15 protein-coding genes, 1 riboswitch and 1 other annotated feature are annotated in these 14,612 nt (G+C 40.9%); of the genes, 5 read left to right on the top strand and 10 right to left on the bottom strand.

Features of this window, described 5'->3' with window-relative positions:
* Positions 1–13: 13 nt before the first annotated feature.
* From NST39_RS06840 to NST39_RS06825, 4 genes are all read right to left on the bottom strand, one after another.
* The gene (locus NST39_RS06840; RefSeq protein WP_341027605.1) at positions 14–532 is read right to left on the bottom strand and encodes a PepSY domain-containing protein; all 519 of its coding nucleotides are present in this window, start codon (positions 530–532) and stop codon (positions 14–16) included.
* A gap of 93 nt (positions 533–625) precedes the next feature.
* Complete coding sequence (locus NST39_RS06835) at positions 626–1,315, bottom strand: PepSY domain-containing protein (RefSeq protein ID WP_003211196.1); 690 nt, start codon at positions 1,313–1,315, stop codon at positions 626–628.
* 66 nt (positions 1,316–1,381) lie between these two features.
* Positions 1,382–2,731 (bottom strand): sensor histidine kinase, encoded by a 1,350-nt coding sequence (locus tag NST39_RS06830; RefSeq protein WP_341027603.1) that lies wholly within the window; start codon positions 2,729–2,731, stop codon positions 1,382–1,384.
* A gap of 3 nt (positions 2,732–2,734) precedes the next feature.
* Positions 2,735–3,421 (bottom strand): response regulator transcription factor, encoded by a 687-nt coding sequence (locus NST39_RS06825; protein ID WP_341027601.1) that lies wholly within the window; start codon positions 3,419–3,421, stop codon positions 2,735–2,737.
* Positions 3,422–3,689: 268 nt separating this feature from the next.
* On the opposite strand from NST39_RS06825, the gene NST39_RS06820 reads away from it, so the two are divergent.
* The 4 genes from NST39_RS06820 to NST39_RS06805 all read left to right on the top strand — a co-directional run bounded on the left by NST39_RS06820 (position 3,690) and on the right by NST39_RS06805 (position 8,863).
* Positions 3,690–4,169 (top strand): GNAT family N-acetyltransferase, encoded by a 480-nt coding sequence (locus NST39_RS06820; protein ID WP_003212396.1) that lies wholly within the window; start codon positions 3,690–3,692, stop codon positions 4,167–4,169.
* A 378-nt stretch (positions 4,170–4,547) separates the two neighbouring features.
* On the top strand, positions 4,548–5,507 hold the full coding sequence (locus NST39_RS06815) for a S8 family peptidase (protein ID WP_309216562.1): 960 nt from the start codon (positions 4,548–4,550) through the stop codon (positions 5,505–5,507).
* Between the two features lie 112 nt (positions 5,508–5,619).
* Positions 5,620–5,811: riboswitch (cobalamin riboswitch) on the top strand.
* A gap of 153 nt (positions 5,812–5,964) precedes the next feature.
* Positions 5,965–8,253 carry a 5-methyltetrahydropteroyltriglutamate--homocysteine S-methyltransferase gene (metE, locus tag NST39_RS06810; protein ID WP_341027600.1) on the top strand — a complete coding sequence of 763 codons (2,289 nt, stop codon included), beginning with the start codon at positions 5,965–5,967 and terminating at the stop codon, positions 8,251–8,253.
* Positions 8,254–8,392: 139 nt separating this feature from the next.
* Positions 8,393–8,863: a nucleoside deaminase gene (locus tag NST39_RS06805; protein WP_341027598.1), complete on the top strand. Its 471-nt coding sequence runs from the start codon at positions 8,393–8,395 to the stop codon at positions 8,861–8,863.
* Positions 8,864–8,922: 59 nt separating this feature from the next.
* Here the strand turns inward: NST39_RS06805 and NST39_RS06800 are convergent, their stop codons facing one another.
* Positions 8,923–9,339, bottom strand: a complete 417-nt coding sequence (locus NST39_RS06800; protein ID WP_341029946.1) for an organic hydroperoxide resistance protein — start codon at positions 9,337–9,339, stop codon at positions 8,923–8,925.
* A gap of 168 nt (positions 9,340–9,507) precedes the next feature.
* Between NST39_RS06800 and NST39_RS06795 the strand changes: the two genes are divergently transcribed.
* Positions 9,508–9,954 (top strand): MarR family winged helix-turn-helix transcriptional regulator, encoded by a 447-nt coding sequence (locus NST39_RS06795; protein ID WP_003212097.1) that lies wholly within the window; start codon positions 9,508–9,510, stop codon positions 9,952–9,954.
* A 32-nt stretch (positions 9,955–9,986) separates the two neighbouring features.
* Here the strand turns inward: NST39_RS06795 and NST39_RS06790 are convergent, their stop codons facing one another.
* From NST39_RS06790 to proB, 5 genes are all read right to left on the bottom strand, one after another.
* Positions 9,987–10,415: an organic hydroperoxide resistance protein gene (locus NST39_RS06790; protein ID WP_044138892.1), complete on the bottom strand. Its 429-nt coding sequence runs from the start codon at positions 10,413–10,415 to the stop codon at positions 9,987–9,989.
* A 150-nt stretch (positions 10,416–10,565) separates the two neighbouring features.
* On the bottom strand, positions 10,566–10,703 hold the full coding sequence (locus NST39_RS06785) for a phosphatase (protein ID WP_065097131.1): 138 nt from the start codon (positions 10,701–10,703) through the stop codon (positions 10,566–10,568).
* Positions 10,693–11,829: a Rap family tetratricopeptide repeat protein gene (locus tag NST39_RS06780; protein ID WP_341027596.1), complete on the bottom strand. Its 1,137-nt coding sequence runs from the start codon at positions 11,827–11,829 to the stop codon at positions 10,693–10,695. The genes NST39_RS06785 and NST39_RS06780 overlap by 11 nt, the downstream gene beginning before the upstream one ends.
* Before the next feature lie 124 nt (positions 11,830–11,953).
* Positions 11,954–13,201: a glutamate-5-semialdehyde dehydrogenase gene (locus NST39_RS06775; protein ID WP_341027594.1), complete on the bottom strand. Its 1,248-nt coding sequence runs from the start codon at positions 13,199–13,201 to the stop codon at positions 11,954–11,956.
* Between the two features lie 12 nt (positions 13,202–13,213).
* Positions 13,214–14,311 (bottom strand): glutamate 5-kinase, encoded by a 1,098-nt coding sequence (gene proB, locus NST39_RS06770; protein ID WP_341027593.1) that lies wholly within the window; start codon positions 14,309–14,311, stop codon positions 13,214–13,216.
* Positions 14,312–14,366: 55 nt separating this feature from the next.
* Positions 14,367–14,589: a binding site (T-box leader), on the bottom strand.
* Between the last annotated feature and the right edge of the window lie 23 nt (positions 14,590–14,612).

The following is a 14,612-nucleotide window of genomic DNA, read 5'->3' as shown; positions in this document are numbered from 1 at the left end:
GATTGCTGCCGTATTAATCATCCCATTCTTGCTTCAGGATTTTGCCTGTTTTAGCGGAAATCTCAAAATCAACTTCCTCGCCGTTTGGTGTGGTGATTTCGACTTCATATAAGTACACACCATTTTCTTTATCTAAATCAGAATCTGTGACTGTTCCTTTTACTTTTGCAAGGGCAATTTGTTCAGCCTGCTTTTTAGTGATTTTCACATTCTTTTTCTTTTCTTTGACTGGATCATTCAGCGCTTTCCCTGTTTTGGCATCGACATATACTTTATATTCAAAGCCGCCTTTTTTAATCTCGACCTCATACACCCATTTTCCTTTTTTACGCTCAAGATCCACATCATCCACATAGCCTTTCACAACTTTTAATGCTGCTTTTTCAGCTTGTTTCTTTGAGACAAACGATGATTTCTTTTGCACCACTTGCTCGGCGTTTGCGGTTTGATTTGTATTTTGCGCTTGAAGTGTGAAACCACCTGCGACAAGAGTTCCTGTTAATGCTGTAACTACTAGTACTTTTTTCATCATGTTCATGTCCTCCTCTATTTGATTTCTCCTTTATCTTAAAGAAACAAGATGATAAAGGAAGGAAAGAAACATGAGAAAATCATGAGAAAAGGATTAGTTTTCGTACGTAATTCCTTCTATATCTCCTGTATATGCGTTCACAAGCACCTCTGCCTCTCGCCCATCAGGCAAATCCAGCTCCACCTCAAATACGAGCATACCGCTAAATGTTTCAAGATCGGCATCATCCACTGTCCCTCCGACTTCTTTTACTGCAATTCGGATGGCTTCTTCGACCGTGATTTTTGTCATTTTCTTTTCTTTAGAGGTCGGGTTTTTCTTTTCTGCTTCAAGCACCTTAAACGTTTGCTTGTCGACATCGACTTGATATAATTCTTTTTTTGATTGGATCGTAAAGATAAAACGATCGGACTTTTCTTTCTTTTGAATGACCGTACCGCTCACTTTTTTAACAGCCGCTTCTTCTGCCAGAAGCTCAGCATTTTTTTCATTTGGCTTTTGATAGCTTTTTAACTGCTTGATTTCTTTCATTTGACCGCTTGCGGAAGATGCAATGATTTGATAGATCCCATTTGAATTTTCCAGGGTCAAGGTATAGTCCTGTTTATGATTGATTAAATCAATATTTGTAATGTTTCCATTGTAGTCTTTTGCGATGATTTTTTTGATTTCTGCTTCACTTAATATTTTTTGATCAATGGTTTGAATCATGAGCATTGCAAAGGCTGCAAGAACGACGAGACATCCTGCAAGCGCAAGCACCATTTTCGTTTTTCTAGACATGCAGCGCCTCCTTCCTATTTCCTATTTTATAAGGAGGAAATGAGAAATTGATGAGAAAAGACCCATTTATTTCGGAAAAAGAATGGTCATGGCTGTCCCTTCGCCGATTCGGCTGTCTACCATCAGCTCAGCTCCATGCTCTTCTGCAATTTGCTTCGCAATTGAAAGACCAAGACCCGTTCCGCCGGTCTCACTGTTTCTTGCTTCATCCACACGGAAAAAGCGGTCAAAGATTTTCGGGAGATCCTCTTCTTTTATGCCAATCCCATGGTCAACGACTGAAATAAACGGCTTCTCTCCTCTCCATCCGCAGGTCACATCAACTGGCTCTGTACTATATTTGACCGCATTATCAATCAAGATGGTCAAAAGCTGTTTGATTTTCTCTTCATCCCCCTCAGCGACGAGCGGCTGATCTGTTTGCACATCAGGATCAATGGTTCGATTCGTTGCGACTTCAAGTGTATGGCATATCTGCTTGCATAAATGGCCAAGATCAACTGGCCTCATGTCCAAGTAAAGCGGCTGACCATTTTTCGCAAGTGTTAATAATTGATCTGTCAGCCTTTTCATTTTTTTCGCTTCATCATGAATCGCTTGAGAGGATTCTTCTATAACCTCTGGACGTGTTTGTCCCCAGCGCTTTAGTAAATTGCTGTAGCTCATAATGACGGTAATCGGTGTCTTCAATTCATGAGAGGCATCATGCAAGAATTGCTGCTCTTTCTCATAATGCTTCTCGAGTATTTCTGACATTTCATTAAAGGTTTGTCCCATTTGATACAATTCATCCTTTGAATCCCCTGCTAGTTTGATTCGCTTAAACGCCTTCTCCTTCATACTTGCCTTCATGGTGCTCGTCATTCTACTAATAGGGCGTACGATTTGTTTTGTTAAAATGTGGCCAGCAAAATAGGAAAGCACTATAATTAAAACGCCAGCAGCGATTAAAATCATTCTTAATAACGCCAAATTCTCTTCCGTATTTTCGATTTCTTCATATACTTGAAGCGACACAATCTCTCCATTTGTCCAAATGACCGGAATCGCAGCGAACGCAATCATATGCTTGTTGTATTCTTTTATTTCTGCTGTCTGACCAGTTTCATATGTAAAAGGCAGTGAGCTAAACGTTGATTCCTTTGTGACAGTCAACTTTGACTCACCCTTTTCTGTCACGACACGGATCATACCATTTTGGGGCAGGTACGCTTTCAGCAGCTCCGAGGATGGAAGACCCTCTTCTTCTGATTTTTTTAAAGCAATGGCAATATTTTCAGCGACCTCAGACAGCCGGGACATATCTTTTTGCGTTAAGGTCATCGAAAAAATAAAATAAATGGCTGTATGAAACAGCAGCACCATTAAAAACAAGGACAACGATGTATAAAGCTGAATTTTATTTTTTAATCTCATTCTTTATCCTTTCATCACATAACCCACACCTCTCACTGTGTGAATCAGCTGTTTTTCGAATGGGTAATCGACTTTTTTCCTTAAATAACGAATATAGACATCCACTACGTTTGTGTCACCGAAGTAATCAAAGCCCCAAACGGCTGTTAAAAGCTGATCTCTTGTAAGCACTTGCTGCTGATGCTTCAGCAAGTGGACAAGCAGGTCAAATTCTCTCGGTGTGAGCTCAAGCATTTGCCCGGCCCTTTGTATGTCTCTTGTTTTCTCGTTGACGGTCAAATCTGCTATGCTAAGCTCTGTTTCCTTTTCTTCTTGCGCATGAATATTCAACCTTAGCTGCGCACGAATTCGCGCTAATAATTCTTCTATGTCATAAGGCTTTGTAATATAATCATTCGCCCCAAGATCGAGGCCGCTTACTTTATCAGGCACACTCCCTCTTGCTGTTATCAAAATAATAGGTGTCGCTGTATTTGTCTTTCGAACCCTTCTCAGCACTTCAAGACCGCTTAATTCTGGAAGCATGACGTCAAGCAGCACCAAATCGAAGCTTTCCTCTTCAAGAGCCTGGAGTCCATCCATTCCTGTCTCTTTGACTGTCACCTCATATCCTTCATATTCAAGCTCTAGTGACAGCACCCTTGCAATTTTCTTTTCATCTTCGACTACGAGTATCTTCCCTTTGTTCATCTCTATCTCTCCTATCTGAAAGGCAAGCTTGTCTTTCCATTATTATATGTTGCCTTTCCCATTTGGAACAGCCACAAACTTCACATGTTATTTTTTATATGAACATTGATAAAAAAGAACATTTGTTCTATAATGAGGTTATCATCATAACAGTTATTGACATTGTAAGCACCTGAACGTAATCCTATTTCATTCGTTTTTATAAACATACCTATAGAATATGCAAATCGCACTCATTTATAAAAAATACAAGGAGGAACACCATTCTATGAAAAGCAAAAACAATGTGAAATTAACGCACTTTTCAGATGTATACATAGAAGGCTTATCGTCTTTTGTTCTAGAGGAAGAACAAGCAAAATTTACTGCTTTACCAAGCGCATATTTTGAGTTTACCGAAGGGCAATACAGAATTGTCATACTCAATGAAGATGAACCGGTTGGATTCTTTGTATTACATGCAACAGATCGTATTAAGGATTATTCAGATAACCCAAACGCTATGTTGTTAACTTCATTATCTATTCATCAGACGCAGCAAGGAAAAGGATTTGCTAAACAAGCAATGTTCTTATTAAATCAATTTGTCACCTCTGAATTCCCTAACTGTAACGAGATCGTACTGGCTGTAAATCATCAAAATATTCCTGCTCAGACTCTGTACTCACAAGTAGGCTATAAGGATACAGGTAAAAGAAAAATCGGTCCAATTGGTGAACAGTTGATTATGAGCTTATGGTTATCCTAACTGTTCACCAAACGGGTACTAGAGTGAAAAATATTTTAGAACAAAAATATTTCCGCTCAATCTTCCTTCTTCTCACTTCTCAACTATCACTTATTTTCGTTGTCTAATCAGAAAGCCTTTTTTAGTCCTTTTCACCCATTTTCACCTGTACAGGTGCAAGCTCACTATGCAGCATTTCCTTCTTTTTCATATGATATCAAGAGTTTTCCTCAAAAGTTGAGTTCTTTCGTCAAGAAGTGAGGAGAACTGCACTTTTGATAATAGATTGATTATTTGAAAAATTATTACAATTGACCCTTTCCGATCAAAAGTTTCTTTTATACAATAACATTACGCAGCCTGAATCTACTTTGAAAACAAAATAAGGAGGGCTTTCTTATGAAAGGTGAAATTCGCTTAATTCCGTATGAAGTAAAAGCCAATGTGATGGAAGCGAAAGAGACGCCGGAAAGTATTCAGGAGATTAAAGCACCCGAACTTTGGTCAAGTGGCTTCAAAGGAAAAGGCATAACCATTGCTGTCCTTGATACAGGCTGTGACACAAAGCATCCCGACTTAAAAGATCAGATTATCGGAGGCAAGAACTTTACCGATGATGACAATGGAGATGCTGAAAATGTAAAAGACTACAACGGGCATGGTACCCATGTAGCAGGAACGATTGCAGCAACAGATCAAAATGGCGGAATTCTAGGGGTTGCCCCTGAAGCCAAGCTGCTGATCGTGAAAGTTCTTGGCGGTGAAAATGGCAGCGGGAAATACGAATGGATCATTAATGGCATCAACTATGCCGCTGAGCAGAAGGTGGATATTATCTCTATGTCTCTCGGTGGTCCAAGCAATGAGCCCGCCTTGCAGGAAGCCATTCAAAATGCTGTGAAAAGCGGTGTACTTGTTGTGTGCGCAGCAGGAAATGAAGGGGACGGGGACGAGCGTACAGAAGAATTCTCCTACCCAGCAGCATACAATGAAGTCATTGCCGTCGGCTCTGTCTCCCTTGCAAGAGAATCCTCTGAATTCTCCAACGCCAATAAAGAAATCGACCTCGTCGCTCCAGGAGAAGACATTTTATCCACTCTTCCTAACCATAAATATGGCAGACTCACAGGCACCTCAATGGCTGCCCCTCACGTGAGCGGTGCACTAGCCATTATTAAAAATGCCGAAGAAGAAGCGTTCCAGCGCAAGCTGACAGAGCCTGAGGTCTATGCTCAGCTTGTCAGAAGAACCCTTCCACTGAAGCAATCTAAAGCCCTCGTCGGAAATGGATTTTTATATTTAACTGCGCCTGATGTCCTTTTAGAAAAAACATTGGAAGCAGATCTTTTATCTCTATAGCTTGAATAGAGGTCCTGAGAATAGATAGAATTTTCTCAGTATTTCTTTAATTAAAATTATTCAAAATTTACTTTGACGAAATGAAATGGACGTTATATAATCGAACACAATAAATTCATAGTTTGAGAGTCGGTAATTCGATCACACGTCGAATTTTAATTGGGAAGACCGGTGAAAATCCGGCGCGGTCCCGCCACTGTGAGTGAGGAGAGCTTTTCTCATGAATCCACTGTCATAAGGACGGGAAGGAAGAAAAGCTTGGAGATTCACCAGCCAGGATACCAGCCGCTCTATCACATCAAACCCCCTACGGTTGATAGGAGATGTCGGAAAAAGCGTCAGTTATGCTCACGTCTTATTTCGCACACACATTTTGTCTTTTTAGACCAGACATTTGCCCTCATCAATCTTCACCATGAGTGTAAATGTCTTTTTATATTTAGAGGAGGAATTGGAATTGACAATTGTTAAAACAAGTAATCTAGGTTTCCCGCGTATTGGTTTAAACAGAGAATGGAAAAAAGCACTTGAGTCTTATTGGAAAGGTCAAACTGACCGTGAAACCCTCTTAAGCACACTGGATGAACAATTTTTAACTGCCATTAAAACGCAAATTGATCAACAAATTGATGTTGTTCCTTCTGGAGATTTTACCTTCTACGATCACGTGCTCGATACTGCTGTCATGTTCAATTGGATTCCAGAGCGCTTCCGCAGCTTAAAAGACCCGCTAGATACATACTTCGCGATGGCAAGAGGAACAAAAGATGCTGTCTCAAGTGAAATGACAAAATGGTTTAATACAAACTATCACTACATCGTTCCAGAATACGAAAAAACCACCGAATTCAAACTCACACATAACAAACCGCTTGAAGCTTACGAAAAGGTGAAAAAGGCGTTTGGTGTTGAAACAAAACCTGTCGTACTTGGTCTTTATACATTTGTCTCACTTTCTAAAGGCTATGAACCAAATGAAGTAAAAGAGATTCAGCAGCGTCTCGTCCCGCTTTATACTCAAGTTTTAAAAGAACTTGAAGAAGCCGGCGTCAAATGGGTACAAATTGATGAGCCAGCACTTGTCACAGCTTCATATGAAGACGTGACATCCGTCAAAGAAATCTATCAAACAATCAAAGAAGCCGTACCTGCCTTAAATATTCTTCTTCAAACCTACTTTGATTCAGTAGATGCGTATGAAGAGCTTGTCACATATCCTGTTGAAGCCATCGGTCTTGATTTTGTCCATGATCAAGGACGCAATCTTGATCAAGTGAAAAAGCATGGCTTCCCGAAAGATAAAATTTTATCAGCAGGCGTCATTGATGGAAGAAATATTTGGAGATCAGATCTTGGCGAAAGATTGTCATTCGTTTCTGAGGTCATTGCTGACGCTCAGCCGAAGGAAGTATGGCTGCAGCCATCAAGCAGTTTGCTGCATGTACCAGTTGCAAAACACCCAAGCGAACAGCTTGAAGAGAAACTATTAAACGGACTGTCTTATGCTACTGAAAAGCTGGCTGAATTAACAACATTAAAAGAAGGCTTAACAAAAGGCGCCGCAGCGATTGAAGCCGACATCAATGAAGCCAAGCAAGCACTTCTTACTTTAAAAGAATTTGCAAAAGGAACCAATGCGGATTTGACAGCAGAACGCAACAATCTTTCATCGAAAGACTTTAAACGTCCAGTTGCCTTTGAAGAGCGCCTTCGTATCCAAAACGAATCTCTTGAACTGCCGCTCTTGCCAACAACAACCATTGGCAGCTTCCCGCAGTCTGCTGAAGTGCGAAGTGCTCGTCAAAAATGGCGTAAAAATGAATGGACAGATGCAGAATATGATGAATTTATTAAGAAAGAAACAAAAAGATGGATTGATATTCAGGAGGAAATCGGTCTGGACGTTCTCGTACATGGAGAATTCGAGCGTACAGACATGGTTGAATACTTTGGTGAAAAGCTGGCCGGATTTGCCTTTACGAAATTTGCTTGGGTACAATCCTACGGCTCGCGCTGCGTGAAGCCGCCAATCATTTATGGAGATGTCGAGTTTACAGCGCCAATGACCGTGAAAGAAACGGTTTATGCACAAAGCTTAACGGAGAAAAAGGTCAAAGGAATGCTGACAGGTCCTGTCACCATCTTAAACTGGTCTTTCCCAAGAACAGATATCTCCCGAAAAGACATTGCCTTCCAGATTGCTTTCGCATTACGTAAAGAGGTAGAGGCGTTAGAAGAAGCAGGGATTCAAGTCATTCAAGTGGATGAACCTGCACTAAGAGAAGGTCTTCCGCTCAAAGAAAGTGATTGGGCAGACTATTTAAACTGGGCAGCAGAGTCATTCCGTCTATCAACATCATCTGTTCAAAATGAAACGCAAATTCATACACATATGTGCTACAGTAACTTCGAGGATATTGTCGATACGATCGAAGACCTTGATGCCGACGTGATCACTATTGAACATTCACGCAGTCATGGTGGATTCCTCGATTACCTAGAGAAGCACCCGTATTTGAAAGGACTTGGACTTGGTGTATATGACATCCATAGCCCGCGCGTTCCATCTATCGAAGAAATGAGTCAAATCATTGATGATGCACTGAACGTATGCCCGGCAGATCGCTTCTGGGTGAATCCTGACTGTGGTCTAAAAACGAGACAAGAGCCTGAAACCATTGCTGCTTTGAAAAACATGGTGACGGCAGCTGAAGTCGCTCGTAAAAAGCTGGCGCAGCATGCATAATTGATACCCTCTCCCCTGCTATCATGGCGGGGGAGTTTTATGCGTAAATTATCCTGCTTGACCATCTACTAGGAGGTTTCCTTTTCTAGCATGATTCGTTTATACTAGAGAAGTCAGTCGAAACAAAGGGAGGAAGACAATGAATCACGAAGATTTTTTACAACGCGCAATTGATCTTGCAGTAGAAGGAGTCAATAGTGGTACTGGCGGCCCTTTTGGAGCAGTCATTGTCAAGGATGGACAGATTATTGCCGAGGGAAGCAACAATGTGACAACAACAAATGATCCAACCGCACATGCTGAAGTCACAGCCATTCGAAAGGCGTGCCAGACGCTGAATACATACCAATTACAAGATTGTATTTTATATACAAGCTGTGAGCCTTGTCCGATGTGCCTTGGTGCTATTTACTGGGCTAGACCAAAAGCGGTCTATTTTGCTGCTGGACATCAGGATGCAGCAGTTTCTGGTTTTGATGACTCGTTTATTTATGAAGAAATCAATAAAGATTACGAATCAAGAAATATTCCATTTTATCAGCTGACACTTCAAAAAACCCTTGCACCATTTGAAGCATGGGAAACCTACGAACAAAAGAAAGAATATTAAAAAAAGACACCTGCTCATCAGCAGGTGTTTCTTTTTTTCAGCGTAATAGAGAACCTTTTTTATTCAGCCACTTCAAGCTCTACTTCGATGTTCCCTCTTGTTGCTTTTGAATATGGACAGAATTCATGCGCAGCCTCGACAAGCTCTTTCGCCTTGTCATGGTCAAGCCCTTTTGCAGATACAATCAGCTTGACACCAAGCTTAAATCCGCCATCACTTTCATCTTTTAAAAGACTGACATGTCCCTCGACTTCTGATTCAATGTTGACCCCTTGGTTTTTCGCTACTTGTTCAAGTGCCCCTCCGAAACATGCTGCATAGCCCGCTGCAAATAATTGCTCTGGATTCGTACCAGTTTCTCCGTCTTTCTTTGCATTAGGCATGACAATGTTATGATCGAGCACACCATCTTCTGAACGAACATGTCCAGCTCTTCCGTGTTGTGCCTTTACTTTTGCTGTGAATAATGGTTTCATCTTCATCTTCATCTCCTCCTTTATCTATTTATTCCTTTCACGTTCTATCCATTTCTCAAACATTTATCGCACATTAAAGAATTTTTTCGTTTTTGGGCTGTATTTATTTTAAAAAAGAAGAAAATCTTATACAATGATAAGTATGACAAAAAATAGTTGGTGACTGACATGACAAATGAATTCGAGCATATGAAGCTGGAAAATCAGCTTTGTTTCTTGTTATATGCAAGTTCAAGAGAGATGACGAAGCAGTATAAACCGTTATTAGAAGAGTTAGACATTACGTATCCGCAATATTTGGCACTGCTTTTATTGTGGGAGCATGGGACATTAAATGTGAAAACGATGGGAGAGCTTTTATATTTAGACTCCGGTACACTCACACCTATGCTGAAACGGATGGAGCAAAACGGACTCATCATCCGCGAGCGCTCGAAAGAGGATGAACGTTCTGTGCAAATTCGTTTAACGGAATATGGCGAGCAACTAAAAGAGAAGGCTACTGCAATTCCATTTCAGATGCTGTCTGGGACAGGCAGATCGGAAGAAGAGTTAAAAACGCTGCGCGCCTCTTTGCATGAGCTTTTGCAAAAATTAACACAATCAAAAGGCTGAGGGAATATTCCCTCAGCCTTTTATGATATCGATTATTGTGCGACAGCTACTAATTCTACTTCAATATTTCCTTGAGTTGCTTTTGAATATGGGCATACGCCGTGTGCTTTATGAACAAGCTCATCTAATGCTGATTGCTCGATTCCAGTTCCTTTTACTTCTAGCTTAACGCCTAGTTTGAAGCCGCCATCTGAACTGTCTTTTACTAAGCTCACATGTGCTGTTACTTCACTTTCAAAACGGATACGCTCTTGTCTTGCGACCATTTGAAGGGCTGAATCAAAACATGCAGAGTAGCCTGCTGCAAATAATTGCTCTGGATTTGTTGCTTTTTCAATTTTTTTCGCTCTTGGTGTTCCAGGCATTGCTACATCATGCTCAAGCACACCATCAGTTGAAACAACCTTTCCTTCTCTTCCTCCTACAGCTGATACCGTTGCAGTAAATAAAACTTCTGACATGTATATAACCCTCTTTCTCTCCAATAATATTTTCTACAATTGAATTGTACACAATTAAAATTCAAGAGTCAACGAATACACACTCTTTTTTAAGATTTCCTTTCTCCTCTATTTTATGTACACAGTAAAAAAAGCCCTTAATAAGGGCTTTTAGAGGATGTCATGCTGCGCATTTGGTTGTTGTAGCGTATGGTTTCTGTTATCCGGGTCGGCATTTGGTGCTGCTGCCAGCCATAATGCCAGGATGGTGATGCTTGTACAGACGACTGCCCATTTTTTAAAATTCATATAAACAATCCCCTCTCTGAATATAGATTCGAGCATGTTCCGCTTCTCCGTAGAAAATGGAAGATTTTTCATAATCTTCCATTTCATTATAATGCTTTGCGGTGTCTAATGCCAGCTCCTCTATATCTGGATATGCATAGGCAGACTCTAAAAAATGAAAAATTCGTTTAATATGCTCCGCATCTTGCTTTAAATACAATGCTTCTAAAAATATCGTCTTTTGAATATGAATGTCATCTTGAAGTGCTTCTGCTCGCTTCATACATTCTTCTCTGTAGTGTAAGGCTTCTTCGTGTTTACCTTGTTTGTATAATATCTGAGCGGCTGTATAAAGAGGGTCTATGGATCGACGAAGGTGATCAGATTGATTTTGGTCAAATAACGAGATGGATTCTTTCATTAGTTCCAGTGCGCGGTCAAGATCTCCCATTCGGTAATAACTGTTGCCCATATTAAACAAAGAGGAAGCAATAAAACGCACATTTTGAAAGTCTTTTGATCTCGCAAGCGCTCTCTCGAGATGTGGTAATGCCTTTTCATGTCTTCTCATATCATCATAATTACCTGCCACAATAAATTCGCACTGGATCGTGCGAAGCGCATATAGCTCATGCTGTATATAGACATCTAGCGCCAGTTTGGCATGATGCATCGAGATATGTGTTTGTTTCATGTGATAATATATTTCTGACATTTTAAAATGAAATTCCGCACGTTCAATATCATCTGACACAAAAGAAAGCTTGTGCTCTGCCTTTTGATAAGACGAGATGGCAGCAATATACTGCCTACGGCCAAATTCATACATGCCTCTGAAAAAATGATAGTAGTATTCAAGCATGCCTGTGACATGTGTTTGATGCTCATCTATTTCTTTCGAAAGCTCGGAAAAGTTGGCGCGGAGCTTTCCTTCCTTTAATGGCTTTAAATAATCGAGCATGACCTCATGTCTGAATTCCATTAAAGAAAAATAGAGAAGCAAATTCTGATCTTCTTCCATTGAATCAAGAGAGGTGCGAATTTCCTGCTTTAGTTGTTCTGCTTGTTCTGAATCAAATCTGCGGATTAATTCATACCACTTGTTGATTTTCACTCCAATATCCGAAGAGGGAATGATTTTCGCCATACGTTGCTTTCTCCAATCTTCTCAAAATATAAAACATTACCATATTTTATCATACTTGACCGAAGAAATACAAAAATGAAAGGAAAAAGAGAGCCTATTGTCACGAGACTCTCTTTTGAATTCGTTATTCTCTTATTTGTCCTTGACCGCGAATGACAAACTTTTCAGAGGTTAAGGCAGGCAGACCCATAGGTCCTCTTGCATGCAGTTTTTGTGTGCTAATCCCTATTTCTGCTCCGTAGCCAAATTCAAAGCCATCTGTGAACCGAGTAGAGGCATTATGATAGACAGCGGCAGCGTCAACAGCTGTTAAGAAAAGTGACGCACTTTGATCATTTTCCGTAATGATCGCTTCAGAGTGCTTGGAGCTATACGTTTGTATATGCTGAATCGCTTCTTCTATATTGGCTACGATTTTAATACTGACAATCGGCGCTAAAAACTCTGTTTCATAGTCCTCTGTGGTCGCTAATGAAGCACTTGGCGCAAGGGCACATACAGCTTTATCGCCCCGTATCTCTACCCCATTTGCATGAAGGGCTTCAAATAACGAAGCGCCATATGTTTTTGCCCATGTTTCATGAATGACAATGCTCTCGATCGCGTTGCAAACAGATGGCCTTTGGGTTTTAGCATTCAGCACAATCTGCTCAGCCATTTCGTTTTTCGCTGTTTCATCAATGTAGATATGACAGTTCCCTGCACCTGTCTCAAGCACTGGCACGGTAGACTCTCTCACGACAAGATCAATTAAATTTTTCCCGCCGCGCGGAATAAGGACATCCAGATATTCATTTAAAGTGAACAGCGTTTTCGCCGTTTCACGGCCTGTATCTTCAATCAATTGCACACTGTCTACTGGAATATCCGTTGTGTGAAGCGCTTCATGGATCACCTTCACAATCGCTTTATTACTATGAATGGCAGAGGAGCTCCCGCGAAGAATAACAGCATTCCCAGTTTTCAAACAAAGGGTGGCAGCATCTACAGTCACGTTTGGTCTTGCTTCATAAATCATTCCAACCGTTCCAAGAGGCACACGTACCTTTTCGATGTACAGACCGTTTTCTTTTTGAATGGTTTCTAATGTTTCACCAATTGGGTCTTTTAGGTGAATGAGTTGAAGGGTCGCGTCTGCGATGGCTTCAATTCTCTCTTCTGTGAGTGTAATCCGGTCAATAACAGAAGGCGTGAACTGCTTTTCCTCTGCAGCCTGCACATCCTTTTTATTCTCCTCGAGTAAATAAGCGGAAGATGCTTTAATTGCAGTTGCGATGGCATGTAAAGCTGCATTTTTTTGCTCCGTCGTTTTTAACAGCAGCTGATCTTTGGCTACACTTGCTTTTTTTGCTTTTTCAAGAACTTCATTCATCGTATTCCCTCCTCAGTTTTGTACATGCTGTACCCAGTGATCTCTGTGTATGACTTCAGGCTTCTCATTTGAAAGCTGATCACTTCGCATCCCTTTAATACCGAGAAGCTCATCGGATGCATACAAGGTTTGTCCTTTACCTACTAGTCCGTTCGGCCCTACGACTTCAACGACCTCTCCTTTAGAAAAGTCCCCAGCGACATCAATGACGCCAGCTGGAAGAAGACTTCTGCCATGATGCAAAATCGCCGCTTCCGCTCCTGCATCTATCATAATTTTCCCAGAAACGGGTGAATGGAATTGAATCCATTGACGGCGGTTGTTAACAGCTGATAAGTCCTGTTCTCCGATATACGTTCCGTCTCCTTGACCCCCTAGAATATGAAGCAGCTTATCCTCACCAGTACCTGTGCCAATGAAGACTTTCACGCCTAGTGAAAGTGCCGTTTGTGCAGCAGACAGCTTTGATTTCATCCCGCCTGTTCCCACTTTTGAGCCTGTGCTCTTCGCGTATGAAAACAATTCTTCTGAAATGTGTGTTAGTACATCAAAACGCTTCGCCTCAGGATGCTCATTTGGATTTGCATTATAAATTCCATTAATGTCTGTTAAGATGATCAATTGGTCTGCATGAATTAAACCGCTGACAAGAGCTGACAGCATGTCATTATCACCAAAGGTAAGCTCCTCAATGGAGACAGAATCATTTTCATTAATGATCGGTAAAATTTTTCTTTCTAGCAGCTCCATCATCGTTGCGTAAGCATTTCGATATCTTGTTCGATCTGAAAAGTCATTACGGGTTAAAAGCATTTGCGCAGGTGTCATGTGAAACTGTGAAAATAGTTCTGTATATTTCTGCATTAACAAGCCCTGACCAACGGCTGCTGCTGCCTGTTTTCCCTTTAAGGTCACAGGTCTTGATGGATACCCTAAGCTGCCAAACCCTGCTGCCACGGCTCCTGATGAAATTAAAATAATTTCATGCCCAGCCTCTTTCAGCTTTGCTATCGCTTTCACATGATCCTGCATTTTTTGTTCATCAATGGCTCCTTTTTGCTCTGTTAATGAACTGCTGCCAATTTTGATGACGATCCTTTGCTTTTTCATTATTGATTCCCTCCGCTATACCTTTAGGCACAAAAAAATCCCTTTTTCTCCTTATGTAAAGGACGAAAAGGGATTTTCCGTGGTACCACCTTCATTGAATAAGCATGCATACATTTAGCTTATTCCACTCAACTCCTGTAACGCCAGGCACGCGCTTAGATTTTTCCTCTAAGGCTCAAAGGGCAGGTTCAGCAGGTGTCTGCGGCAAATGTTTCAGCATGTCATTTGCTCTCTTTACGCATCAGTTCCTGCTTACTATTCCTTTTCAACGCTCGTTAATTTTTTTATATTATCACCAATT

The organism is Bacillus sp. FSL W8-0645 (genome assembly GCF_038007905.1).
Lineage (GTDB): Bacteria > Bacillota > Bacilli > Bacillales > Bacillaceae > Bacillus > Bacillus pumilus.
This window is presented reverse-complemented; position numbering and strand designations above follow the sequence as displayed.

Excerpts from the sequence above, each read along its gene's own strand:
- NST39_RS06840 (WP_341027605.1), bottom strand. The coding sequence starts at position 532 with ATGATGAAAAAAGTACTAGTAGTTACAGCATTAACAGGAACTCTTGTC.
- NST39_RS06835 (WP_003211196.1), bottom strand. The coding sequence starts at position 1,315 with ATGTCTAGAAAAACGAAAATGGTGCTTGCGCTTGCAGGATGTCTCGTC.
- NST39_RS06830 (WP_341027603.1), bottom strand. The coding sequence starts at position 2,731 with ATGAGATTAAAAAATAAAATTCAGCTTTATACATCGTTGTCCTTGTTT.
- NST39_RS06825 (WP_341027601.1), bottom strand. The coding sequence starts at position 3,421 with ATGAACAAAGGGAAGATACTCGTAGTCGAAGATGAAAAGAAAATTGCA.
- NST39_RS06820 (WP_003212396.1), top strand. The coding sequence starts at position 3,690 with ATGAAAAGCAAAAACAATGTGAAATTAACGCACTTTTCAGATGTATAC.
- NST39_RS06815 (WP_309216562.1), top strand. The coding sequence starts at position 4,548 with ATGAAAGGTGAAATTCGCTTAATTCCGTATGAAGTAAAAGCCAATGTG.
- NST39_RS06805 (WP_341027598.1), top strand. The coding sequence starts at position 8,393 with ATGAATCACGAAGATTTTTTACAACGCGCAATTGATCTTGCAGTAGAA.
- NST39_RS06800 (WP_341029946.1), bottom strand. The coding sequence starts at position 9,339 with ATGAAACCATTATTCACAGCAAAAGTAAAGGCACAACACGGAAGAGCT.
- NST39_RS06795 (WP_003212097.1), top strand. The coding sequence starts at position 9,508 with ATGACAAATGAATTCGAGCATATGAAGCTGGAAAATCAGCTTTGTTTC.
- NST39_RS06790 (WP_044138892.1), bottom strand. The coding sequence starts at position 10,415 with ATGTCAGAAGTTTTATTTACTGCAACGGTATCAGCTGTAGGAGGAAGA.
- NST39_RS06785 (WP_065097131.1), bottom strand. The coding sequence starts at position 10,703 with ATGAATTTTAAAAAATGGGCAGTCGTCTGTACAAGCATCACCATCCTG.
- NST39_RS06780 (WP_341027596.1), bottom strand. The coding sequence starts at position 11,829 with ATGGCGAAAATCATTCCCTCTTCGGATATTGGAGTGAAAATCAACAAG.
- NST39_RS06775 (WP_341027594.1), bottom strand. The coding sequence starts at position 13,201 with ATGAATGAAGTTCTTGAAAAAGCAAAAAAAGCAAGTGTAGCCAAAGAT.
- proB (WP_341027593.1), bottom strand. The coding sequence starts at position 14,311 with ATGAAAAAGCAAAGGATCGTCATCAAAATTGGCAGCAGTTCATTAACA.